This is a genomic window from Wenxinia marina DSM 24838 (genome assembly GCF_000379485.1).
In the GTDB taxonomy this organism is placed as follows: domain Bacteria; phylum Pseudomonadota; class Alphaproteobacteria; order Rhodobacterales; family Rhodobacteraceae; genus Wenxinia; species Wenxinia marina.
Genome location: NZ_KB902277.1, coordinates 292,405 through 314,870 on the forward strand (window position 1 = coordinate 292,405; position 22,466 = coordinate 314,870).

Below are 22,466 nucleotides of genomic sequence, written 5' to 3' on the forward strand. Positions count from 1 at the left end.
CCTAGAAGTCGTCCCGGAAGAACACGAAGAGCGCGGTGTAGCCCATCCTGGTCAGCACCGCCCCGTCCTCGCCCCTCAGCAAGGAGCCGTCGCGGACGTACCCTGTCCGCGCCGCCGGGCTGTCCTCCGGCTCGGACGCGAAGTAGCGCGGCACCTCGCCCCAGAGCGGGCTCGCCTCGCGGACCGCGCCGCCGGGGTGCAGGATCGCCCAGGTGCGGTCCATGTTGTCCTGCCGCATCCGCACGCAGCCGTGGCTCGCCGGGCTGCCGAGGCGGTTGTAGCGCCAGCTGTCGGTGCCGTGCATCGCCACCCCCGACTGCCGCCCGGACGTGTAGTGCAGGTCGATGTAGACCGCCTTGTACATCCCCGGAGAGCCCCAGCCCGTCCGGTGCCGGTACGTCCGCTCGTCCACGTTGTAGATGCCCGTGGGTGTCGGCCCGGCGCGGGGGTTGCCCTGGTGCAGCGCGCCGGTGGAGACGGGCCAGGAATAGTCCGCCTCTGCCGCGCCCCAGACCCGCTCGTCCGACAGGCCCACCTGCCAGCCGGCGCCCTGCCGCTGCAGCACCCACATCTTCTGACGGCCCTCGCCGTAGAAGGCGGTGTTGACGTAGAAGGCGTGGGAATAGGCCTCGTGCACGCGGCTGGGCGGCACGTAGGCGACGCTCTCGTGCAGCGCGCCGGGCTCTCCCAGCCCTTCGAGGTAGTCGAGATCGAACCGCGCGTTGGTGGCGAGCGCGGGCGCGGCGAGCGCCGCCGCGGAGGCGGCGAGAAATCCCCGCCGGGTCAATGTCGTCATGGCAGCGGAACCGTTCCCTATCCCAGCCCCGTCCAGCCGTGGATCGCGCCCCTCAGCGCCGAGAACAGGTCGGGCACCCCCAGCCCGGCCCGCATATCCTCGAACCAGACGACGACCGTCAAACTCCAGTCATCAACGGGTCCAGCGTCCGGAATGGCGAACATCAAGTCAAGGAATTGTTCGCCCGAGAAGAGCCAGAGCGTCAGCAGGCACACCCAAAGGGCGAGGACGAAGATCGCGTTGGCGGAGCGGCTCATCGGCGCCTCAGAACTGGAAGTAGATGAAGGGCGCGACGCCGTCCTGCGCCGTCGCGAAGAGAAGGATCGTGCCCGCCGCCAAAATCAGCGCCTGCCCGACGGCCGGCACCCGCATCAGCGCGCCCTCGGCGACGTCCCGCATCGCCAGCGGCAGCCAGTTCATCGCGAGCCCGATGGCGATCAGCGCCAGCGCCTGCGGGGGGACCACCGTGCCGGCGAACCCCTCGGCCCGGGTCAGCGCCGACAGGATCGCCAGCGTGCCCTCCCAGTCCGCCGCCCGGAACGGGATCCACAGCGCGAACACGATCAGCAGCGTCACCGGCACCGCCAACCAGCGCAGCGGCCCCAGCGGCACGCGCCGCAACCCCCGCTCCACCCCCAGCGCCGCGCCGTGCAGGAAGCCCCAGACGAGGAAGTTCCACCCCGCCCCGTGCCACAGCCCCGCCAGCGTCATCGTCAGCAGCAGCGTCCAGACCTGACGCGCCACCCCGCCCCGGTTGCCGCCGAGCGGAATGTACAGGTAGTCACGGATCCACGACGACAGCGAGATGTGCCAGCGCCGCCAGAAGTCGGACAGGCCGCGCGCCCGGTACGGCTGGTTGAAGTTGCGCTGGAAGCGGTATCCGAGGAGCAGCGCGACCCCGATGGCGATGTCGGAATAGCCGGAGAAGTCGCAGTAGATCTGGATGCCGTAGCCGATCACGGCCGCCAGCGTCTCGGGCCAGGCCTGGCCGTCCGGGAAGGCGAAGACCGGGTCGACGATCAGCACCGACAGGTAGTTGGCGACGACCATCTTCTTGAACAGGCCCGACAGGATCAGCAGGACCGCGGCACCCCGCATCGCGGTGTCCACCACGTACGGCCGGTCGATCTGCGGCAGGAAGTCCGCCGCCCGGACGATGGGTCCGGCGACCAGTTGCGGGAAGAACGAGATGTAAAGCGCGACATCGAAAGGGTTTCTCCGCGGCGCGATGTCGCCGCGGGCGCAGTCCATGACGTAGGAGATCGCCTGGAAGGTGTAGAACGAGATGCCGACGGGCAGGATCACCCGCATCCAGCCGAGGTCGCGGGCGAGGAACGTGTCGCCGAGAAGCTGGCCGAGGCTGAGGAAGAAGAAGTTGAAATACTTGAAGATGCCGAGGACGACGAGGAGCCCGGCGATGGAGGCGATCCGCACGGCCCGCCGGTCGGCACGCAGGCCTCCGGCCCAGGCTATGGCCGAGACGCCCGCCATCAACAGGCAGAACCGCCAGTCCCAGGCGGCGTAGAACCAGTAGGACGCGGCGATCAGGAACGCCTTGCGCGCGTCCAGGCGCGACGCGATTGCCGGCAGCACCCGTCCCGGGCCCGACCCGGGACCCCGAGCGGCGGGCGGCCCCGGCTCGGGGGCCGGGGCGGGTGTGCCTTGCCGCCATGTCAGCGCCAGGTTCACCGCCAGCACGACGGCGAGGAACAGCACGAATTCCAGCGTCGGAAAGACCAACGCGAAGGGCCTTACTGCAGCGCGAGGTCGAGCGGCGCCGGCGCGCTCGCCAGTACCGGCGAGGCGGTATCGGGCACCGGGGCGAGCTCGGGGAAGCGGGCGATCAGCGCGTCGAAGATCCGGTCGGCGACGAGGCGATAGCCGGCGCCGGTGAAGTGCGACCCGTCGGCCGTGCGCATCGCGAAGTTCTGCCCGTCGATCATCACCGACCGCTCGAACACGCCGTTCGGGGCGGTGAAGGTCAGCGGAAAGAAGGTGCCGCCGGCCGCCTCGGTCTCGTCCTCGTAGATCGGGTTCACCATGGCGAGGTGGTTGTTCAGGTTGGTGTGGCTGTCCGGCCCCGGCCCGATCCAGTAGACCACGGCGCCCGCCGCGGCTGCGGTCTCCAGCACCTTGCGGATCTGCACCCGGTACGCCTCCTCCCACTCGGGCGTGCCGTAGCCGGTCCGCCCCTCTGGCGCGAGGATGGTCTGCATGTCGTTGGCGCCGAAGTGCGCGACCACGATGTCGGGCTGCAGCGAGGCCGCCATGTCGGCGAAGTTGGCCGGCCAGTCGTAGTAGTCGGCGCGGGACAGGCCGGTCGAGACGCGGCCGCGGTTCACCACGTCGATCGGCAGGCCGCGGGCGCGGCTGCGCTCCACCAGCAGCTGCCCGAATCCGTCGGCGAGACTGTCGCCGATCACCAGCATCCGCGCCGGCGCGGCGATGCCGACGCCGGGCCGCAGGTCCGCCGCGGTCTGCGGGCGCTGCACGCCCTCGGGCTGGCTGAGGACAAGCCCCATGTCCTGAGCGTCCGCGCGGCGGCTGTCCGAGGCGCAGGCGGCGATCAGCGTCGCCGCGGCGGTAAGCACGAGAAGCGGTCGCATCATTGCAGGACCAGCGCGTCGATCGCGGCGGCGCTGCCGGCCTTGCGGAACAGCTGCTCGACGTCGCCGCGGATCAGCCCGGCGACCATGTCGTAGCCGACCTCGGTGAAGTGCACCTGGTCGGTGTTGCGGATCTGGCGGAGCGTGCCGTCGATCTCGGCCGACATCACGAACTCGCCCAGGCCGAAGGAGGTCGGCTCGTGGGTGTCGACGAAGGCCACGCCCGCCGCCTCGGCCGCGGCGGCCTGGATCGCGGTGATCGCGCGATAGCTCTCCTCGAAGCGCTCCTGGCCGACGATCGGCAGGCCCATCCAGACGACGTCCGGCGTCACCGCCACCAGCCCCTCGGCCAGTTCCGCCGCCCGGGCGCCGTAGGCCGCCTCCCACTCGGGCGATCCGAAGACGGCGCGGGTCGTGCCCTCGCGGATGTTGGTGATGTCGTTGGCGCCCATCTGCACGACGATCAGGTCGGCGCCCTGCCCCTCCGGCCCGAGCCGGCCCAGCCAGTCCGACGCGTCCGACTTGGCCAGGCCGTCGGACACCGTCGTCAGGCGCAGCACGTCCACTGTCGGACAGGCGGCGAAGGCGCGGAAGAACGACCCCCACAGTCCGTCGGCGAGGCTGTCGCCGAGAACGGCGATCGTCACCGCCTCGGCCGGGCAGCCGATAGCGCCTAGCGATGGGCCTTCGGCCGCGGCCGGGCCGGCGATCAGGGACAGCGCCACGACGGCGGCGCGGGACGGAAAGGCGGTCATGTCGTTACTCCACTCGCTTTCGTCAGTTCACGAGCTGCAGCTCGACGAACCGCTCGACCGACGAGGCGGTGTTGCGCCCGCCGATGCCGTCGATGCGGCCACTGAAGATGCCGGCTTCCTGCAGCCGGGTCTGGATTTCGGCGATGACGGCGTTCGGCCGCGCCTCGATGCCGTCGGTCAGGCGGTCCCGCGCGGTCGGGTCGCCGCCCTCGAGCGCCGTCCAGTAGAGCTGTGCCGCGCGCACCGGATCGGCCTCGACCCCGGCGCCGCCCTGTTCGTAGATCTCGGCCAGGAACGAGTTGGCGTGCAGGTAGCCCTGCGCCACCGCCTTCTCGAACCACGCGACCGCGGCCGCGTCGTCGGCCGTCGTTCCGGCGCCGATGCGGTGGAAGTATCCGGCGAAGAACTGCGCCACCGGGTTGCCGGCATCGGCCTGCTCCAGCGCGATGGCATAGGCCTCTTCCGGCCCCTTCCCCTCGATCAGTCCGCGGGAATAGAGGACCGTCAGCACCTCGCCCGACAGCCAGTCGCCGAGCGCGTAGCCGGTGAGCGCCAGCGTCTCGGCCTCTTCGTAGTCGGCGGTCGCGTTGTCTCCCGGCGCATAGGCGGCATGCGCCGCAAGCCCGTAGGCCGCGGGCAGCCCCGCCTCGATCCCGGCCTGATATGCGGCGCGCGCGGCGGACAGGTCCCCCGCCGCCTGCTCCACCCGGCCGAGCGCCGTGACGGCGAGCGGGTTGCCCGGATAGGCGGCGAGCGCGGCGCCGCAGGCCTGCCGCGCGGTGTTCTCGTCGATCTCGGACAGCAGGCGCGGACCGCCCTGCTGCGGCAGGCCGGCGGCGGCGACGCACGGCGCGGCGGCCGCGGCCTCGACCTCCAGCGCGGCGAGCGCCTCCTCGGCCTCGTTCTTCGCGCCGCAGATCTCGCAGCCGGCGAGCCAGTCTTCGATCATCGAGGCGTTGCGCCGCTCCATGGCGAGCGTCAGCTGCGCCTGCTCTTCCTGGAACGCGGTGTCGGCCTCCAGCTCGGCGATGAGGTCGCTCGCCTCGTCGCGGAAATCGCAGGCGACGCAGCTTTCGACCCATTGCCGCAGGCCCGGCAGGTCGCTCGCCGCCGCGAAGGACTGGTAGGCCGCGTTCTCTTCGGCCCGCGCCTCGGCGGCGGCCTCGAGCCATTCGATGCGATCCTCGGCCTCGCCGCGGAACGCGCACAGCTGGCAGTTCTCGAGATAGACCTTCAGCCGCGCCGGGGTCCCGTCCTCGCGGATCGACTCCCAGACGCCGGTCTCCAGCCGCAGGGCCATCTGCCGCTCGCCGATGTCGGCGAGGCGGGCGCTGAGTTCGGCCTCGTTCGGGCAGTAGGCGCAGGAGGCGAGGAAGGTCTGGATCGCGCCGGCATCGTCCGAGCCCAGCAGGAACAGCGCCTCGAACGCCTCCATGTAGACCGCGCTCTCCATCTCGGGCATCAGCGGGACGGCGGGCACGTCCACCAGGACGCGGGCCGGGTCGTCGTCGCCCTGCAGGATCAGCGAGTAGCGCGCGGCGCAGGGCGCGCCGCGGGCGACGTCGCGGGCCAGCGCCTCGGCGATCCAGTCCTTCGCCTCGGCCGCGGTCACGGTGCCGCCGGCGTCGCCGAAGGGCGCACGGTCCGGGAGGCCCGCGATCACGCCGTAATGCAGGCCCGGCCGCGGCCCCTCACAGGCCGCGTCCGACACCATCACGACGCTCATCGCAAGGCCCGCGCCGTTCATCGCGCCCTGCAGCTGACCGAGCGCGGCGGGAAAGCGGTCGCCGGGGTCGGCGACGCGGACGAAGGCGATCTGGCGTCGTGCGGGGTTGAAGGCCCCGACGAGGGCCGACAGGCGCGAGCCGAACTCCTCGAGGCCCATGCTGTCCTCGCCGACCTCCACCGTGAGCCCGCCCGCTCCCTCGCCCAGCGCGATGTCGGCCACGAGACTGAGGTCGCCCGAAACGATCCCCGCGCTCTCGGGCGTCGCGACGAAGGTCGAGACGGGGTTGGCGCGCAGGAGGGCCGCCAGCACCTCGATACCGGCCGCGTCGGCCGCCGGCAGGCCGGGAAGCGACAGGACCGAAAGGTCCGGGCCGATCGCGCCGGGACGCCCTTCGGCCGGGTCCGCGCCGATGAAGACCAGCCGCTCGGGGCCGGTCGCCTGGGCCGCGGCCAGCGCCGGAAGAAACGGCGCAATGCAGCCGCAGATGAAGGAAATCAGTCGCACGTCGCCCTCCGGGATCGGGGCGCACCCCGGCGCGCGGACGGCACGCCTGCTCGGCGGCCTCCGCGCGGCGTCCGCGCCCGTCTCGCTGTCGTCCCGCAGCCGGTCCGGCCGGCCACCCTTCTCTTCTTGATCGCACCCCCACCGTCCCACCGGCGGGCATCCGCTTGCGCCGCAGCAAAGTGCGGCGAATCAGCTGCGTCAACCCCTGCCTTTTCCGAGCGTGGTCAGGCGGTTCGGTCGCGTTGCAAATGGGATGCGGAAGGCTCGGCAGATTGGCGGCCTGCACCGCCCCGGCGGTCGGCTGCGGAACCGCGCGGTCCGGATCGGTCGACCAGGGCGTTTCCTCGGCGAAGGTCGCAAGGGTCGGCCATGGCACGCGCACGCGCCGCGCGTCGACGGTCGCCGGCGCAGGCGATCACGCCCTCCGTCGTTCGCCCGCCGCAGACAGGCCCCCATCCACCGCGATCGGGCGCCGACGGACGGCGCCGCAGTATGCGTGCAGGCTCAGTCCGGCCCGAGCCGAACGCACACGCGCGCCCCGCCGCCGTCGGCGGTTTCGATCCAGGCGCGGCCACCGCAGCGCACGGCGATCTTGGCGAGGACGGCAAGGCCCATGCCCGCGCCCTCGTCCTGGTCGCGCGAGACAAGTTTGACCATCGGCTGGAACACGGCCTCGCGGTATGCGTCGGGAATGCCGGGACCATCGTCGCTGACCGCGATCTTCCACGCGCCATCGTTAACCGCGCCGTCGACACGGATCGTGAGCGGCCGGTTCGGGGCGTGGCGAATCGCGTTGCCGACGAGGATGTTGAAGATGCGCATGAGGTCGGCCTCGCCGAGGCTGAGCCGACCCGACGACAGCTCGTTGACGATGGTCACGCCCGGCGGCGGGCCGAGGGCGTCGATCACTTCGTCGAGGGCGTCGCGCGGGCTCTGCTCGACGACCGACTGAAGCCGGCCGACACGGGCATAGTCGAGCAGACCGTTCAGCATGTGATCGATCCGGCGCGCGTGCGAGGCGATGTGCGACAGCGACCGGCGGGGCGAATCCGGCAGCTCGACCCCGTCCGCCTGCAAATCCTCGAGTATCCAGGTGGGAAGGTGGTGCAGGGCACGGACCGAGCTGCGCAGGTCGTGCGAGATCCGGTAGACGAAATCGTCGAGATCGCTTCCGGCCGTCACGTTCGGCGGCGGCCCGCCGGGAAGGCCCTCGGATGCGCGGGGCTGCGGGGCGTGGCTCATCGGATGCTCCTTGCATGACCGGACCCCACGGTCCGGACGAACCTCGATCGCGGCGCCGGCGATCGGCACCGGCGACGCCCTGGAAACTAAGCGCTCTCGGTTTAACCCGGGGTAAAGACCTGCGGTCCGAATATGGCGACAGCTGCCAAAGGAGGACCGGATGATGGACAGCGACGACGTCACATTCCTGATCGTGGACGACGACGACGTATCGGTCATGGCCGTGGAGCGGGCGATCCGCCGCCTGCGCCTCACCAACCCGATCGAGCGGGCCCGCGACGGCGCCGAGGCGCTGGACCGGCTGCGCGCCGAGGGGGCGGACCGGGTCCGCCGGCCCTACATCATCCTGCTGGACCTGCACATGCCGCGGATGACGGGGCTCGAGTTCCTCGGTCACGTCCGCCGCGACGCGCTGCTCCGCGGATCGGTCGTCTTCATGATGACCACCTCGGACGCCCCGTCCGACATCGCCCGCGCCTACGACAAGATGGTCGCCGGCTACATCATCAAGGACGACGCCGTCGGCTCGATGAAATCCGCGATGGAAATGCTGGGCGCCTACATCAGCATCGTTCGGTTGCCCGCCGCCGAGGCGGCGACCCTGAAGCACGAAACCCGAGGACAGATCGATGCCCACATCGCTGCCGGCTGACGCGCCCGCCCTCTCGCCCTTCACCGTCGGCCGGCTCGACCGTCCGCCGACGGCCCTCGTCCTCGACGACAGCGCGTTCGACCGTCGCCGCCTGTCCCGCCTGCTGGACAGGATATGCCCGGCGATCGAGGTGATCGAAACAAGCACAGTTGCCCAATTCGAGGACGCGCTGAAGCGCAACCGGGTCGAGCTCGTTTTCATCGACTACCTGCTGGCCGGCTGGACCGGCCTCGCCGCGCTCGACAGGTTGATGGCGGACCCGGTCCACGGCGGCGCGACCGCGATCATGCTCGCCGGTCAGGGGGACCTGCAGATCGCCCTTCAGGCGATGCGCCGCGGCTGCGCCGACTACCTCGAGAAGGCGAGCCTGTCGGAAGAGACGCTGACCGACGCTCTCGCCACCACCCTGGCGCGCCGGATGCTGAACACGGCCCTCGACGCGCGTCAGGTCCTCGAGACGACGTTGCAGAGAACGGCCCTTCGCCAGGCGGCGGCGACGGGGGCGCAGCTGCGCAGCCGGACCCTCGGCGCCATCTCCGCCCTCGACGACGCCAGAATAGCAGGCGCGCAGAGAGGGGGGCCCTCCCTGGACCGCACCGCGGACCTCCTGCGGGAGCTCGCCGGTCTCGTCTCCGACCTCGAGGGGCAGACGGCGCGCGTCCTGCGCCGTCCCGCCCGGCTGATCTGAAAGGCGGCGCCGGACGATGACGCGGAGTGCCGCGGACCCCCGCCTCGCCCGCGGCGCGTCGTCGCCGCAGCGACTGCGGAATCCCACCCTGCAGCACGACATCGCGACGGTCGTACTGATCCGCGGCGGCGCGGCCATCCGCCGTGCCAGACGGCGACCGGCCTCATCCTGCTCCCGGCCAGTCGTCCCTTCGCCCCGAACCACCGCCTTCCCATCCCGTCTTGCGCGGCCTAGTGAGGGGCGGCGCAGGGGAGGGCCGGACATGGACGCACTTGACGAACTGGCGACCGCACGGACGGCCGGACGGCCCATCGGCATCACCTCGGTCTGCTCGGCGCACCCGGTCGTGCTGCGCGCGGCGCTGCGGCAGGGCCGCGACAGCGGCGCGCCCGTCCTGATCGAGGCGACCTGCAACCAGGTGAACCACCTCGGCGGCTACACCGGCATGCAGCCGGCGGACTTCGCCGCCATTGCGATGCGGCTCGCGGACGAGGAAGGCTGCCCGCGCGAGCGGTTGATCCTCGGCGGCGACCACCTCGGCCCCAACCCCTGGCGCGACCGGCCCGCAGACGAAGCGATGGAGGAGGCCGGGAAGATGGTCGCAGCCTACGTCGCGGCCGGCTTCAGCAAGATCCACCTCGACGCCTCGATGGGCTGCGCGGGCGAGCCCGCGGCCCTCGGCGACGCCGCGACGGCGGAGCGGGCGGTGCGCCTTGCGACCATCGCCGAGGACGCCGCCCGAGAGGCCGGTGGTCCCCTGCCCCGCTATGTCATCGGCACCGAGGTTCCGCCCCCCGGCGGCGCGGACCACGCCCTCGACACCGTGCCGCCGACCGATCCCGCCGCTGCGCGCGAAACCGCGGAGGTTCACCGCCGCGCCTTCGCGCAGGCCGGACTCGGCGCTGCGTGGGAGCGCGTGATCGCCCTTGTCGTCCAGCCGGGCGTGGAGTTCGGCAACCACAACGTCGTCCGCTACGACCGCCCGGCCGCCCGCGACCTCGTGGCGGTGCTGGACGGCCTGCCAGGCCTCGTGTTCGAGGCGCACTCGACCGACTACCAGGGCGCAGCGCCCCTCGCGGAGCTGGTCGCCGACGGGTTCGCGATCCTCAAGGTCGGGCCGGAGCTGACCTTCGTCCTGCGCGAGGCGCTCTACGCGCTGGACGCCATAGCCTCGGACCTCGTGGCCGGCTATGGCGAGCGTCCGCTCAAGGCGGCGATGGAGGCGCTGATGCTGGACCGCCCCGGCGACTGGGCGCGGCACTATCAAGGCGTGCCGGAAGAGCAGGCGGTCCTGCGCCATTATTCGCTGTCCGACAGGATCCGCTATTACTGGGCCGCGCCCGAGGCGGCGGAGGCGGTGGACCGGCTCACCGCCGCCCTGTCGGGCCGCCGCGTGCCGCTCCCGTTGATGTGGCAGCACCTCCCTGCTGCGGAGCAGTTCGCCGGCGACCCTCTCGACCCGGCCGGACTGCTGATCTGGCGAGTCGGCGAGAGTCTGAAGGCCTACGGCGCCGCCTGCGGCCGCTGACGCCTAGTCGGCGACGATCCGGACCGGCGCGCCCTTGTAGGCGGGCGTCTGCGAGTTCTTCTCGTGGTAGGAGAGCGGGACCAGGGGGTTGAGCTCGGGATAGTAGCCCGCGACGCAAAGTGGCGGCAGGTCGTAGGCCGTGACCTTCAGCCCGCCGACCCGGCGGTCCACCCCGTCGCTCACGGCGCTCACCAGCGTGACGGTCTGGCCCTCTTGCAGCCCCAGCCGGGCGATCTCGTCGTGGTTGATCAGCACGACCTGCCGGTCGTTCAGGCCGCGCAACCGGTCGGACAACCCGTAGATCGTGGTGTTGAACTGGTCGTTCGACCGAAGCGTGACCAGCGTCACCACCTCCGCCCCCTCCGGCGTCTCGCCGAGGGAGGAGAGGGTCGTCGGCGTCGTGAACTCCGCCTTGCCGCTCTCGGTCTTCCATTCGCGCTCGCGCGCCGGATTGCCGCGGTAGAATCCGCCGGGCTCGAACAGCCGCTCGTTGAAGCGGGCGAACTGGTCGGGAAACGTCGCCGCGATCAGGTCGCGGACGAGGCCATAGTCGGCCGTCCACTCGCGCCACTTCAGCCGCGGGTTCGGCGGCAGGGTCGCTGCGGCGATGCCGGCGACGATGGCCACTTCGGACTTCACCTGCTCGGACGGCGGGTCGGCCCGCCCGACGGAGCCGTAGATGTGCGACAGCGAATCCTCCATCGACACCGCCTGCGCGGTGCCGCCCTGGATGTCCTCGTCGGTCCGCCCCAGGCAGGGCAGCAGGTAGCCGACCTTGCCCGGCACGAGGTGCGAGCGGTTCAGCTTGGTCGCGATGTTCACCGTGAGATCCATCGTCGGCCAGGCCGCCTCCATCCGCTCCCGGTCGGGCAGCGCCCGCACGAGGTTTCCGCCGAGCGAGATCAGCGCCTTGACCCGGCCCTCCAGCAGCGCCTCGGAGGCGTGCACCGCGTTCATCCCCTCCTCGGTCGGCGGCTCGATCCCGAACAGCTCGCGCAGCTTGTCGGCCGGCATATGGGAGGACTTCTCACCAACTCCGATCGTCCGTTGTCCCTGCACGTTGGAGTGTCCGCGCACCGGCGAGATGCCGGCCCCGAGGCGGCCGATGTGGCCGCGCAGCATCAGCAGGTTGCAGAGCATTCCGAGGTTCAGCCAGCCGTCCACGTGCTGCGTCAGGCCCATCCCGTAGATGCCGATGACGTTCTTCGCCGACAGGTAGACCTCTGCCGCGTCCTCGATCATCGCCCGCGTCAGGCCGGAATGACGCTCGATCTCGCCCCAGTCGGCGGCGCGGATGGCGTCCATCGCCGCTTCCACGCCCGTCGTGTGCTCGGCGATGAAGTCGTGGTCCAGCACCGTCCCCGGCGCCGCGTCCTCGGCGGCGAGGACGCACTTGATCATGCCGGCCATCACGGCGACGTCGCCGCCCGGCCGCACCTGAAAGTACTTCTCCGAGATCCGCGTCGGCTTCGCCACGGTCATCTGCGCCGGGTTCTGGGGATCGGCGAAGGAGATCAGTCCGCGTTCGCGGATCGGGTTGAAGGTGACGATCCGGCAGCCCCGATCGACCGCGTCCTTCAGCGTGTGCAGGAACCGCGGGCTGTTGGTGCCCGTGTTCTGGCCGAAGAAGAAGATCGCGTCGCAATGGTCGAAATCTTCCAGCGTGCAGGTGCCGACGGGCGTGCCGATGAACTTCAGCAGGTTCACGCTCGTCGTCTCGTGGCACATGTTGGACGATTGCGGGAGATTCTGGTGACCCATCGCCCGGGCGAACAGGGCGTAGAGATAGGACGCCTCCAGCCCGGCGTGGCCGGACGAGTAGAAGACCGCCTCCTTGGGATCCATCGCCTTCAGACGACCGCCGATGTCGGCGAAGGCCTCGTCCCAGCCGACCGGCAGATAGCGGTCGCTGGCGGCGTCGTAGCGCAACGGCTCGGTCAGGCGGCCCTGCTGCTCCAGGTCGCGGTCGTTCCACGCCTTCAACTCGGACAGCGTGTGCGATGCGAAGAAGTCGCGCCCTGCCCGACGGCGGTCCATCTCCCACAGCGTCGCCTTGGCGCCGTTCTCGCAGAACTCGAACGTGTGCGGCTTGGCGGGCTTGGCCCAGGCGCACGAGGTGCACATCATGCCGCCGGGCTTGTTCTGCCGCGCCAGCACCTTCATCGCCGCCGGCGAGGAGCGCGACGCGCCGAAGATCTTCGTCACCCCCTCCAGGGACCCCCAGCCGCCGGTCGGATGATCGTAGTACGGCGTGTCGTCGTCCTGGCGGGTCGGGTCGTGACGGGGGCTGTCGCTCACGGGGTCGGACCTTTCTGCGCTGCGGTCTGGTCGAAACGGTCCGGGCAGCGGCGCGGTTCCGGGACCACGTTGCGGCCAGGACGACACGGCAGACGACGACGCCGCACCGCGCGTTGTATCGCAGGGATCTTGTGGTACGCTTCCAGCAACGGAACTCGCCGGGAGGGACGCCGTGGTCGGGGACAACAGCTGGATGATCGCGTTCGTGAACGATCTTTCCGAGATCGCCCGAAAACGCGGGCTTGCCGACTTTGCCGCCGATCTGGAAATCCTGTCGCAGAAGCACCGCGAGTGTCCCGGCCACGTCGCAGCCCCGCAGGGACGGCCGGTGCGCAACGACGGCGCCGGCGCGGTCCTCCCCTTCGCGCAGTTGCGCGGCGAACGGTGACGGCACGGGATGGCGGATAGTCAGTTCGCCGATCCCAAACTCCTCAACCGCCTCGCGTGGCAGGGGAGGTGGGCCGACCGCCGGCGCAGCGAACGGCTGGCCCGCAGCGCCTTTCGCCACGGCAATCGCCTGGAGTGCGGGCTGGCCCGCCGCACCCTCGCCTGGCAGGCCGTGTGGGCGGGGCGACTGGCCGAGGCCAGCACCCTGATAGAGAGCGCAATGAAGGTCGCCGACGATCTCTCGCCCGAAGCGGTGGCGCAGATCTGGGCGCTCTCGGCCGGCATCCAGTGCGGGCGCCGCGACTTTGCAGCAGCGATGGACTCGATCGAGCGCGCGCACGAGGTCCTCGGGAGCGAAGGCGACGTCGATACGTGGTGCTGCCTGATCGGCAGCGAGGGCATCGCGATGGGTCTCATGGGGGAGTTCGATCGCGCCGCCCAGCTTGTCGATGCCGCGGCGCCCTACGCCGAGGAAGCCACGAAAGCCTATCTCCGCTTCGTTCTCGCCTGGGCGCAGCTGCGCGGCGGTGCGCCGGATGCCGCGTGGGGCACCGCGATGCACGCCGTCGTTCTGTGTCGCGGCTGGGAGAACCGCGTCGTCCTTCCCTCGGCGCTCGAGGTGCTGGGCGCCGCGTTCGCCCGGACAGGCCGACCCGAGCGCGCCGCGGACGTCTTCTCCGAAGCGATCGAGATCGCGCGAGGCGAGGGCGACGCCCGAGCGCAGTGCGAGATCCTCAACCAGGCGGGTCGCCTGGCCCAGGATACCGGCGATATGCGTCGCGCGGGCATGCTGCTGCGGCAGGGGCGCAACCTCGCCCGGCAGATCGGCTTCCCGCTGTGGCAGGACCTGTTCCGCGGCGATCTTTCGGACCGGCGGGCGATGCAGGAAGCCTGACCGCCGTCAGCCCGTTGGCGTCGCGATCCGGACCGAGCGCCCCCAGAAGCGGACCATCATCGTCGCCGCCGCCGTGCCGAGGCCGAAGGTGAGGCCCAGCCAGATCCCGACCGCGCCCATGCCGAAAACGAATCCGAACAGGTAGCTTGCCGGCAGGCCGATCAGCCAGTAGCTGACCACCGCCAGCCACATCGGCACCGCGGTGTCCTGCACCCCGCGCAGCAGCGACAGCGCGATGATCTGGCCGGCATCGACGAACTGGAACAGGGCCGCCATCAGCACCAGCGTGCCGCCGATGGCGATCAGCTGCGCGCGCGTCGGCTCGGCCGGGTCGACGAAGAGGGCGACCAGCGTCTCGGGGATGCTGAGGAAGGTCAGGACGACGACGGCGCCGAACCCGAGGCCGATGACGATGGCGGCCCGCCCGACGGCCCGCAACTCGGTCTCGTCGCGGCGGCCGTAGGCGCCGCCGGCGCGGATCGTCGCCGCCTGGCTCATCCCGACGTGGAACATGAAGGTCAGCGCCGCCAGCTGCAGGGCGATCCCGTGCGCCGCCAGCGGCACGGCGCCGACCCAGCCCATCATCACCGCGGAGGCGGTGAAGAGGCCGCCCTCGGACAGCGACGTCAGGCCGATCGGCAGGCCCAGGCGGAACACGTCGCGCCGCGCCTCGGCGTCGTCGCGCCAGAGGCGCTGGAACAGCCGTACCTCGGGCAACCGCCACTCGGCGTACCAGACGAGGACCGCCAGCGTCGCCGTCTGCACCGCGATCGAGGCGATGGCGGCGCCGCGGATGCCCAGCTCGGGCAGACCGAGGTTGCCGAAGATCAGCGCGTAGTTGCACAAGCCGTTCAGCGCCACGCCGCCCAGCGTCACCCACAGCTGCACCGCCGTCAGGCCCTGCGCGCCGAGGTAGTTGCGCATCACGTTCGCCGCGAGCGCCGGGAACATGCCCCAGACGGCGATGCGCAGGTACGCCTGCGCCAGCGACGCCACTTCCGGCTCCTGCCCGATCCACAGGAACACCGCCTCCGACCACCAGAGCGTCGGCACCATGAGAAGCGCGTAGCCGGCGGACAGCCAGAACGCCATTCGCGTGACCCGCCGCGCCCGCGTCTCGTCGCCCGCCGCGATGGCCGAGGCGACCATCGGGCTGACCGCGTTGCCGAAACCCGCGCCGAGGATCCACAGGTTGAACCAGAACGACGTCGCGATGGTCGCCGAGGCGAGCGCGATGACGTCGTACCAGCCCAGCATGATGACGTCGGTCATGTGGATGGCGAAGCCCGCGACGGCCGAGCCGACGAGCGGCAGGCCGAGCGTGACGAGTGCGCGGGCGTGGCCGCGGAAGGTGGTCGGAATCGGGCGGGTCATGGCCCGAGAGGCCTTAGGCCCGGCCGCGGCCTGCGTCCAGATGCCGCGCTCCGCCGATGCCTGTTTTCCGGGCAGCCTCAGGCGCCGGTCGCCCGGAACTTGCCCATCAGGTACGGCCCCGACCGCACCGGCGGGTAGGCGTCCGAACCGTCCAGCGGCACGATCTCCGCCTCCCAGTCCGGCTGGTGGAAGAAGGCGAGGCTCTGGCGACCCGGCTGGCCGGCATGGGCCACGACCCGGTGCAGGGTCGAGACCCAGCGGTCCGCCGTCCAGCGCGCCATCAGGTCGCCGATATTGACGACGAAGCAGCCCGGCTGCGGCGTCACTTCCGCCCACTCCCCCGCGGGGGTCCTGATCTCCAGCCCGCGGGAGCCGGCCTGCGGCAGCAGGATCGTCAGGGTACCGTAATCGGTGTGCGCCCCCGCCCGCTGCTGCCCCGCCTCGGGGTCCGCGTCCGTGGCCGGGTAGTTCAGCGCCCGCAGGGCCGAGACCGGGTGGCGCAGGCTCGGCTCGAAGTGATCCTCCGGCAGGCCGAGCGCGGCGGCGCAGGCGCCCATGACGCGGGCGGCGAGCGCCTCCATCTCGCGGTAGTAACGCTCCCACGCGGCGCGGAAGCCGGGCACGTCCGGCCACAGCGTCGGCTGATAGCAGAAGGCGTGCGCGTCCGGGTCGTCGACGCCGCCGGGCACCTCCAGCGGCCCGCCGTTGAAGCTCTCCTTCAGATCCGGCGGCGTCGCCTCGCCCCGCGAGGCGGCGAGCGCCTCGGCCAGCGGGCCGAGCCAGCCGTAGGGGTAGCCCTTGTAGGGCGCAGCCACCTGCGCCTTTGCCTCCGGCGGCTGGGCGAAGAAGGCGGCGGTGGCGGCGCGTACGTCGTCGATCGCGTCCTGCGGCACGCCGTGACCCGCCAGCGTCAGGAAGCCGGTCGTGCGCAATATATCATCGAGATCGCGGGCTCTTGCGGCCCGCTCCTCGCCCGTCGCCGCGCGGAACGCCTCGAGGTCCCAGACCCGGATCCCGTCGCTCACCCCAGCACCTCGCGCCAGGAATGCTTCGGCTGGTAGCCCAGCATCCTCTTGGCCTTGTCGTTGGCGTAGAACGTCTCGGTCTCGCCCATCTCGCGGCGCACCTCGACGCCCGGGTAGAACCTTTCGATCACCTCGGACGACCCGATCCCGACGCTCATGTCGTCATTCGAGACGTTGAACACTTCGTAGCCGAGGCCGTCCGTCCTGAGGCACCGATCCACCATGTGCCCGAGGTCGCGGGCGTCGATATAGGCGAAGATGTTGCGCCGGCGCAGCGAGGGATCCTCCATGAAGGCCGGGAAGTTCTCTGCGTATTCATGCGGCTCGATGACGTTGTTGATCCGCAGCCCGTAGATGTCCGCCCCCGTCCGCGCCTGGAAGGACCGCCCCGTCGCCTCGTTGCAGACCTTGCTCATCGCGTAGCTGTCGTGCGGCACCGTCGGGTGCTCCTCGTCCACCGGCACGTACTCCGGCCGCACCTCGCCCTGGGCGAAGCACACGCCGTAGGTGGTCTCGGAGCTGGCGAAGATGACCTTGCGGATCCCGAGGGCGAGCGCCGCCTCCATCACGTTGTAGGTGGACAGGGTGTTGACCCGGAAGCACTCGGCGTCCGGCGTGTGCAGGATCGCCGGAATCGCGGCGAAGTGCACGACGGCGTCGAAGCCGGGCTTGTCGCCGTCGAGTTCGTCATAGCCGGCGCGGGACGTCAGCGCGGAGTAGACCTGCCCCGCGTCCGTCAGGTCCACGCGCAGGTCGTGCACGTCCGGGTGGTTCAGCTTGACGAGGTCGGCGTTGAGGACACGGTGGCCCTGCTCCACGAGGTACGGCACCACGTGCCGCCCCGCCTTGCCCGCGCCGCCGGTGAAAAAGACACGCATTTTGACCTCCCTGTCCATTGCCCGCCCGAGTATGGGGCGGGCGGCGGCAGGGGCAAGTCAGGCGAGGCGCCGGATCGGCTCGCCGTCCGCGAACGCCCGCACCGCCTCGACCGTCTGGCGGTAGAACAGGCGGAACGTCTCTTCCGTCGTGTAGCCGAGGTGCGGGGTCAGCAGCAGCCGCCCCTCGCCCGTCAGCGTGGCGTCGCGCAGCGGATGGTCCATCGGCAGCGGCTCCACGTCGAACACGTCGAGGCCGGCCGTCGCCGCCGGATCCCGCCGCAGCCAGTCCAGCAACGCCGCCGCCTCAACGATCGGTCCGCGCGAGGTGTTGACGAGGCAGAGCCCCGGCTTCGCGTGCTCCAGCGCGGCGGCGTCCACAAGGCCGCGGGTCCGGTCCGACAGGACGAGGTGGATGCTCGCGACGTCGGCCGTCGCGAGGAGTTCGGCGAGCGTCTCGGCGCGCCGCACCCCCACCTCCTCCGCACGGTCGTCGTCCAGGTTCTGCGACCAGGCCACCACCTCCATCCCCAGCGCCCGGCCGAGCGCGGCGAGCTGGCCGCCGATGGCACCCAACCCGATCACGCCCAGCGTCAGCCCCGCCAGGTCGCGGCCGAGGCCGGACTGCCAGCCGTCCCGCTCCATCGCCCGCATCTCGGGCACCAGCCGCCGGTTCAGGGCGAGGATCATCAGCAGCGCCAGTTCGGACGTCGTCGTCTTGCGGCTCATCGTGCCGCTGACGACGATGCCCCGCGCCTCGGCCGCCGCGAGGTCGATGGCGGCGTTGCGGGGCCCGGACGTGACGATCAGGCGCAGGTCCGGCAGCGCCTCGATCAGCTCCGCCGGAAAGGGCGTCCGCTCGCGCATCAGGCAGACCGCCTCGAACCCCCGCAGCTGCGCCGCCGGATCCGTGAGCGGCGCGTCGAACACCGTCACGTCCAGCTCCGACCAGTCCGCCAACCGCAGGGCCGCCCCCGCGTAATCGTCCAGCACCGCGACCTTCATCCGTCCCTCCTGTCTCGCCGTCACGATAGCGCCGCGCGGGCCGGACGCCAGCGCCGCATCCTCTGTGGACAAGTCGGCCCAACCGATTGCGTCCGGCCCCCTGCCCTGCCACATTATGCGCCAACAAGAACAGACGAGAGCAGCCATGGCCGACGATCTCTGGTCCGAGCGGGAACCGACGGATTACGACGCCTCCTCCATCGAGGTGCTGGAGGGGCTGGAGCCGGTCCGCAAGCGGCCGGGCATGTACATCGGCGGCACCGACGAGCGGGCGCTGCATCACCTCGTCGCCGAGATCCTCGACAACTCGATGGACGAGGCGGTCGCCGGCCATGCCAGCCGGATCGAGGTGGAGCTGCACGCCGACTACTCCGTCACCGTGCGCGACAACGGCCGCGGCATGCCCTTCGACCCGCACCCGAAGTTTCCGGGCAAGTCCGCGCTCGAGGTGATCCTCTGCACGCTGCACGCCGGCGGCAAGTTCTCGGGCAAGGCCTACCAGACCTCCGGCGGCCTCCACGGCGTGGGGGCGTCGGTCGTGAACGCGCTCTCGGACAGCATGGTGGTGCAGGTCGCCCGCGACCGCAAGCTGGTGGAGCAGCGCTTCTCGCGCGGCATCCCGCAGGGGCCGGTGCAGGAGATCGGCGCGGCGCCGAACCGGCGGGGCACGACGACCACCTTCCACGCGGACGAGGAGATCTTCGGCCACCACCGCTTCAAGCCCGCGCGCCTGCTGAAGATGGTCCGCTCCAAGGCCTACCTCTTCTCGGGAGTCGAGATCCGCTGGAAGTCCGGGATCGACGACGGCGAGACTCCGCGCGAGGCGGTGTTCCACTTCCCCGGCGGCCTCGCCGACTACCTCAAGGAGACGCTGGGCACCGCGTCCACCTACTCCGAGCGTCCCTTCGCCGGCACCGTGGAGTTCGGCGACAAGTTCGGCGTCCCCGGCAAGGTCGAGTGGGCGATCAACTGGACGCCGGTCCGCGACGGCTTCATCCAGTCCTACTGCAACACCGTGCCGACGCCCGAGGGCGGCACCCACGAGGCCGGGTTCTGGCAGGCGATCCTCAAGGGCATCCGCGCCTACGGCGAGCTGGCGAACGCCCGCAAGGCCAAGGACATCACCCGCGAGGACCTGATCTCGGGCGGCTGCGCGCTGGTGTCCTGCTTCATCCGCGAGCCGGAGTTCGTCGGCCAGACCAAGGACCGCCTCGCCACCGCCGACGCCGCCCGTCTGGTCGAGGGCGCGGTGCGCGACCATTTCGACAACTGGCTGGCGGCCGACACCAAGTCCGCGGGCGCCATTCTCGATTTCCTCGTCCTCCGCGCCGAGGAGCGGATGCGCCGCCGGCAGGAGAAGGAGACCGCCCGCAAGACCGCGACCAAGAAGCTGCGACTGCCCGGCAAGCTGGTCGATTGTTCGGCGACGGCGCGGGACGGGACCGAGATCTTCCTCGTCGAGGGCGACAGCGCCGGCGGCTCGGCGAAGATGGCGCGCGACCGCAGGACGCAGGCGCTGCTGCCGCTCCGGGGGAAGATCCTGAACGTGCTCGGCGCCGCGTCGTCCAAGCTGGGCTCGAACCAGGAGATTTCGGACCTGTCGCAGGCCCTCGGCGTCGGCCTCGGCACCAAATTCGCCATCGACGACCTGCGCTACGATAAGGTCATCATCATGACCGACGCCGACGTCGACGGGGCCCACATCGCCTCGCTCCTGATGACGTTCTTCTTCACCCAGATGCGGCCGCTGATCGACCACGGGCACCTGTACCTGGCGTGCCCGCCCCTGTTCCGGCTCACGCAGGGGGCGAAACGGGTCTACTGCCTCGACGAGGCGGAAAAGGCGGAATGGCTGGCGAAAGGCCTCGGCGGCAAGGGCAAGATCGACGTCTCGCGCTTCAAGGGCCTCGGCGAGATGGACGCCAAGGATCTGAAGGAGACCACGATGGACCCCGCCTCGCGCAAGCTGATCCGCGTGACGGTCGGCGACGAGGAGCCGGGCGAGACGGCGGACCTCGTGGAGCGCCTGATGGGCAAGAAGCCCGAGCTGCGGTTCCAGTACATCCAGGAGAACGCGCGGTTCGTGGAGGAGTTGGATGTTTAGGCGCTAACTGGACGGCCTCCCCTCTCTCATCCAGTCTTGCATAGCATCAAGACGTTCGCGGGTCGGCAAATCGAGCGCCTCTTTCTCCGTGTGTCCTTCGGCTATTTTCGTTTCAATCATCCATGCCTGGAATGTATCGTATTCGCTGATCAGCGCAGTCGTTCCAGGCAATTCGGTACAACCCGCTTCGACGCGAAGAAAATCTCGCAACTTCTTGAACACAAGCTGATAATCATTCCGGTGGAATTCGACGTCCTGTCCAGCCAAGTCTGACAAGGTGCGCTTGAGCTCGTATTGCTCACGCTCGAATATAATAAATCGCTTGTCATTGGTTTCTGGGTCGGGAGCGCGCCGACGGCCCATGTCCAGCCCAAGTTCAAAGGGCATGTTCATACGAAAGCCCACTCCTTCGGAAGCGACCGCTCGACTAAGATCATGGATTGAATACTTGCAGGCACCAATGAGTTCGATGATCTTCTCGAGTCGGCTTTCTCCAGCTTCCATCCTCTCAGACGCGAGACGAGGATTCAGCCCAGCACGGACGACACAAAAGAGGATTGCCTCTAGTAGAGGCGCAAACTCTTCGTCAAATGGGCAATTAACAAAGACTGACCGCTCGTATGCCAAGTCGTTCTATCCCTTCTGGGGATAGGACTCCTTCTCATAAGAACTTCGCTCCCGAATACGTCCGTCCCTGCCATGCACGTAAATTTCACCACCCGCTTTCTTAACCTTTTCGCGAGCAATCTGGATGGCTTCACCCTGCGTCTCTACAACGACCGCTGCACGCGACGAGCCAGACTGCCTAACAGCCCATTTTCCACCCCGAGGAGTTACGTGCAGACCCTTGGTTGCCATTGGTCCCCTCTCTTGAAGCTAACAACAATCTAGTCGTAGACGAGGCATTTCTCAATGGTACTTTGTTGGCCTTGACTCCGTTGGCCGAAGTCTGCTTCGACCTCCGCTGTCGCCTTCCCCGCCCTCCCCCGCGAGCGTCCCGCCCATGCGCGCCCTCCCCCTCCTCGCCGCCCTCCTCCTCGCCGCCTGCGGGCGGCCGCTCACGCCGGCGGAGACCGGGTTCGCGGACGCCTTCCTCGGCCCCGCCATCGCGCCCGGGGCGGTGCGCTTCCACGAGGGCCTCGCGCCGGAGCATCCGCGGACCATCCCGGTGCGGCCGCGGAACACCTGCCAGGAGCGGCTGTATCCGCCGCCCGAGGTGAAGACGACCGAAGTGACGACGGCCGCGCTGACCGTCTTCCAGAACGTCCATTTCCGCGACAGCTTCTGGCTGGAGGACTACCTCGATGGGCTGCCGGAGGGACGGCTGAACCTCGCGGCGGCGATGATCTTCGCGCACGAGATGGTGCATGTCTGGCAGTGGCAGAACCGGGCCGAGACCGGCTACCACCCGCTGAAGGCGCTGTTCGAGCATGTGGGCTCGCCCGATCCCTACCTCTTCGACCCCGACTCGACGACCGGCTTCCTCGACTACGGGTGGGAGCAGCAGGGCTCCATCATGGAGGAGTACCTCTGCTGCCGGGTGCTGGCGCCCGAGGCGGAGCGGACGGAGCGCCTCCACGCGATGCTGTCCGAGCATTTCGCGCTGCCCGCCCTGGACCGGCCGATCGCCAGCGAGGTGCTGCTGCCGTGGGACGGGGTGCGGACGGAGGGTATCTGCGGGTGACCCCGGAAGCGCCCGGCCCGGCGGGACCCCGGCTCGGGGGCCGGGGCGGGTCGGCTCACGAACACCCGTCCCGGGCCTGACCCGGGACCTCGCGCGGTTCCACGTTACTGATCGAGGCCCCTGTCTAACGAAATCATGTCAATGTGCTGGTGGCGGACGGCATCCCGTGAGGTCCCAGGGCTTGGAGCCCGCGAGCCGGCGCGGGAGCCGTCCGCCTTTGGATCGTCAACCTGAACAGTTGCTTGGGGCTGCGTGACCAGACCCCGCACCGACAGGGACAGGAGAAGATCATGACAGAAGAGTGCATCGGCGTCGACGT

At 70.1% G+C, this 22,466-nt stretch carries 21 protein-coding genes; 7 read left to right on the forward strand and 14 right to left on the reverse strand.

Annotated elements, in window-relative coordinates:
* Position 1 precedes the first annotated feature (1 nt).
* From A37W_RS22680 to A37W_RS0103345, 7 genes are all read right to left on the reverse strand, one after another.
* Positions 2-796 carry a L,D-transpeptidase gene (locus A37W_RS22680; RefSeq protein ID WP_018301603.1) on the reverse strand — a complete coding sequence of 265 codons (795 nt, stop codon included), beginning with the start codon at positions 794-796 and terminating at the stop codon, positions 2-4.
* Positions 797-813: 17 nt separating this feature from the next.
* On the reverse strand, positions 814-1,053 hold the full coding sequence (locus A37W_RS0103320) for a hypothetical protein (RefSeq protein WP_018301604.1): 240 nt from the start codon (positions 1,051-1,053) through the stop codon (positions 814-816).
* A gap of 7 nt (positions 1,054-1,060) precedes the next feature.
* Positions 1,061-2,536, reverse strand: coding sequence for an MBOAT family O-acyltransferase (locus A37W_RS0103325; RefSeq protein ID WP_018301605.1), 1,476 nt, complete (start codon positions 2,534-2,536; stop codon positions 1,061-1,063).
* Between the two features lie 11 nt (positions 2,537-2,547).
* Complete coding sequence (locus tag A37W_RS20870; RefSeq protein WP_157236461.1) at positions 2,548-3,402, reverse strand: SGNH/GDSL hydrolase family protein; 855 nt, start codon at positions 3,400-3,402, stop codon at positions 2,548-2,550.
* On the reverse strand, positions 3,402-4,157 hold the full coding sequence (locus tag A37W_RS0103335; protein ID WP_018301607.1) for a DUF459 domain-containing protein: 756 nt from the start codon (positions 4,155-4,157) through the stop codon (positions 3,402-3,404). Before A37W_RS0103335 ends, A37W_RS20870 begins: the two co-directional genes overlap by 1 nt.
* Before the next feature lie 22 nt (positions 4,158-4,179).
* The gene (locus tag A37W_RS22685) at positions 4,180-6,390 is read right to left on the reverse strand and encodes a peptidoglycan-binding domain-containing protein (RefSeq protein WP_051081033.1); all 2,211 of its coding nucleotides are present in this window, start codon (positions 6,388-6,390) and stop codon (positions 4,180-4,182) included.
* A gap of 504 nt (positions 6,391-6,894) precedes the next feature.
* The gene (locus tag A37W_RS0103345; protein ID WP_018301608.1) at positions 6,895-7,632 is read right to left on the reverse strand and encodes a sensor histidine kinase; all 738 of its coding nucleotides are present in this window, start codon (positions 7,630-7,632) and stop codon (positions 6,895-6,897) included.
* Positions 7,633-7,792: 160 nt separating this feature from the next.
* Between A37W_RS0103345 and A37W_RS0103350 the strand changes: the two genes are divergently transcribed.
* The 3 genes from A37W_RS0103350 (at position 7,793) to A37W_RS0103360 (ending at position 10,500) form a co-directional block, all read left to right on the forward strand.
* A complete protein-coding gene (locus A37W_RS0103350; RefSeq protein WP_018301609.1) occupies positions 7,793-8,284 on the forward strand; it encodes a response regulator in 492 nt (163 codons plus the stop codon).
* Positions 8,262-8,972 (forward strand): response regulator, encoded by a 711-nt coding sequence (locus tag A37W_RS0103355; protein WP_018301610.1) that lies wholly within the window; start codon positions 8,262-8,264, stop codon positions 8,970-8,972. The genes A37W_RS0103350 and A37W_RS0103355 overlap by 23 nt, the downstream gene beginning before the upstream one ends.
* A gap of 262 nt (positions 8,973-9,234) precedes the next feature.
* The gene (locus A37W_RS0103360; protein WP_018301611.1) at positions 9,235-10,500 is read left to right on the forward strand and encodes a D-tagatose-bisphosphate aldolase, class II, non-catalytic subunit; all 1,266 of its coding nucleotides are present in this window, start codon (positions 9,235-9,237) and stop codon (positions 10,498-10,500) included.
* A gap of 3 nt (positions 10,501-10,503) precedes the next feature.
* Here the strand turns inward: A37W_RS0103360 and A37W_RS0103365 are convergent, their stop codons facing one another.
* Positions 10,504-12,798: an FdhF/YdeP family oxidoreductase gene (locus A37W_RS0103365; RefSeq protein ID WP_018301612.1), complete on the reverse strand. Its 2,295-nt coding sequence runs from the start codon at positions 12,796-12,798 to the stop codon at positions 10,504-10,506.
* Between the two features lie 193 nt (positions 12,799-12,991).
* Between A37W_RS0103365 and A37W_RS0103370 the strand changes: the two genes are divergently transcribed.
* Both A37W_RS0103370 and A37W_RS0103375 read left to right on the forward strand, forming a co-directional pair.
* Entirely contained in the window at positions 12,992-13,186 is a 195-nt protein-coding gene (locus A37W_RS0103370; protein ID WP_156169397.1) for a hypothetical protein, read from the forward strand.
* 9 nt (positions 13,187-13,195) lie between these two features.
* Positions 13,196-14,080, forward strand: a complete 885-nt coding sequence (locus A37W_RS0103375) for a tetratricopeptide repeat protein (RefSeq protein WP_018301614.1) — start codon at positions 13,196-13,198, stop codon at positions 14,078-14,080.
* A gap of 6 nt (positions 14,081-14,086) precedes the next feature.
* Here A37W_RS0103375 and A37W_RS0103380 read toward each other — a convergent pair whose 3' ends face one another.
* The 4 genes from A37W_RS0103380 to A37W_RS0103395 all read right to left on the reverse strand — a co-directional run bounded on the left by A37W_RS0103380 (position 14,087) and on the right by A37W_RS0103395 (position 18,359).
* Positions 14,087-15,454 carry an MATE family efflux transporter gene (locus A37W_RS0103380; RefSeq protein ID WP_018301615.1) on the reverse strand — a complete coding sequence of 456 codons (1,368 nt, stop codon included), beginning with the start codon at positions 15,452-15,454 and terminating at the stop codon, positions 14,087-14,089.
* A 77-nt stretch (positions 15,455-15,531) separates the two neighbouring features.
* A complete protein-coding gene (locus A37W_RS0103385; RefSeq protein ID WP_018301616.1) occupies positions 15,532-16,479 on the reverse strand; it encodes an isopenicillin N synthase family dioxygenase in 948 nt (315 codons plus the stop codon).
* On the reverse strand, positions 16,476-17,357 hold the full coding sequence (locus tag A37W_RS0103390) for an NAD-dependent epimerase/dehydratase family protein (RefSeq protein WP_018301617.1): 882 nt from the start codon (positions 17,355-17,357) through the stop codon (positions 16,476-16,478). Before A37W_RS0103390 ends, A37W_RS0103385 begins: the two co-directional genes overlap by 4 nt.
* A 57-nt stretch (positions 17,358-17,414) precedes the next feature.
* Entirely contained in the window at positions 17,415-18,359 is a 945-nt protein-coding gene (locus A37W_RS0103395) for a D-2-hydroxyacid dehydrogenase family protein (RefSeq protein ID WP_018301618.1), read from the reverse strand.
* Between the two features lie 145 nt (positions 18,360-18,504).
* Between A37W_RS0103395 and parE the strand changes: the two genes are divergently transcribed.
* Positions 18,505-20,463, forward strand: a complete 1,959-nt coding sequence (gene parE / locus A37W_RS0103400; protein WP_018301619.1) for a DNA topoisomerase IV subunit B — start codon at positions 18,505-18,507, stop codon at positions 20,461-20,463.
* A gap of 3 nt (positions 20,464-20,466) precedes the next feature.
* Here the strand turns inward: parE and A37W_RS23640 are convergent, their stop codons facing one another.
* Together A37W_RS23640 and A37W_RS23115 are read right to left on the reverse strand one after the other, a co-directional pair.
* The gene (locus tag A37W_RS23640; protein WP_157236462.1) at positions 20,467-20,856 is read right to left on the reverse strand and encodes a hypothetical protein; all 390 of its coding nucleotides are present in this window, start codon (positions 20,854-20,856) and stop codon (positions 20,467-20,469) included.
* Between the two features lie 240 nt (positions 20,857-21,096).
* Positions 21,097-21,321: a DUF2188 domain-containing protein gene (locus A37W_RS23115; protein ID WP_081617020.1), complete on the reverse strand. Its 225-nt coding sequence runs from the start codon at positions 21,319-21,321 to the stop codon at positions 21,097-21,099.
* A gap of 145 nt (positions 21,322-21,466) precedes the next feature.
* Between A37W_RS23115 and A37W_RS0103405 the strand changes: the two genes are divergently transcribed.
* The gene (locus A37W_RS0103405) at positions 21,467-22,147 is read left to right on the forward strand and encodes a hypothetical protein (protein WP_018301620.1); all 681 of its coding nucleotides are present in this window, start codon (positions 21,467-21,469) and stop codon (positions 22,145-22,147) included.
* The last annotated feature ends 319 nt before the right edge of the window (positions 22,148-22,466 follow it).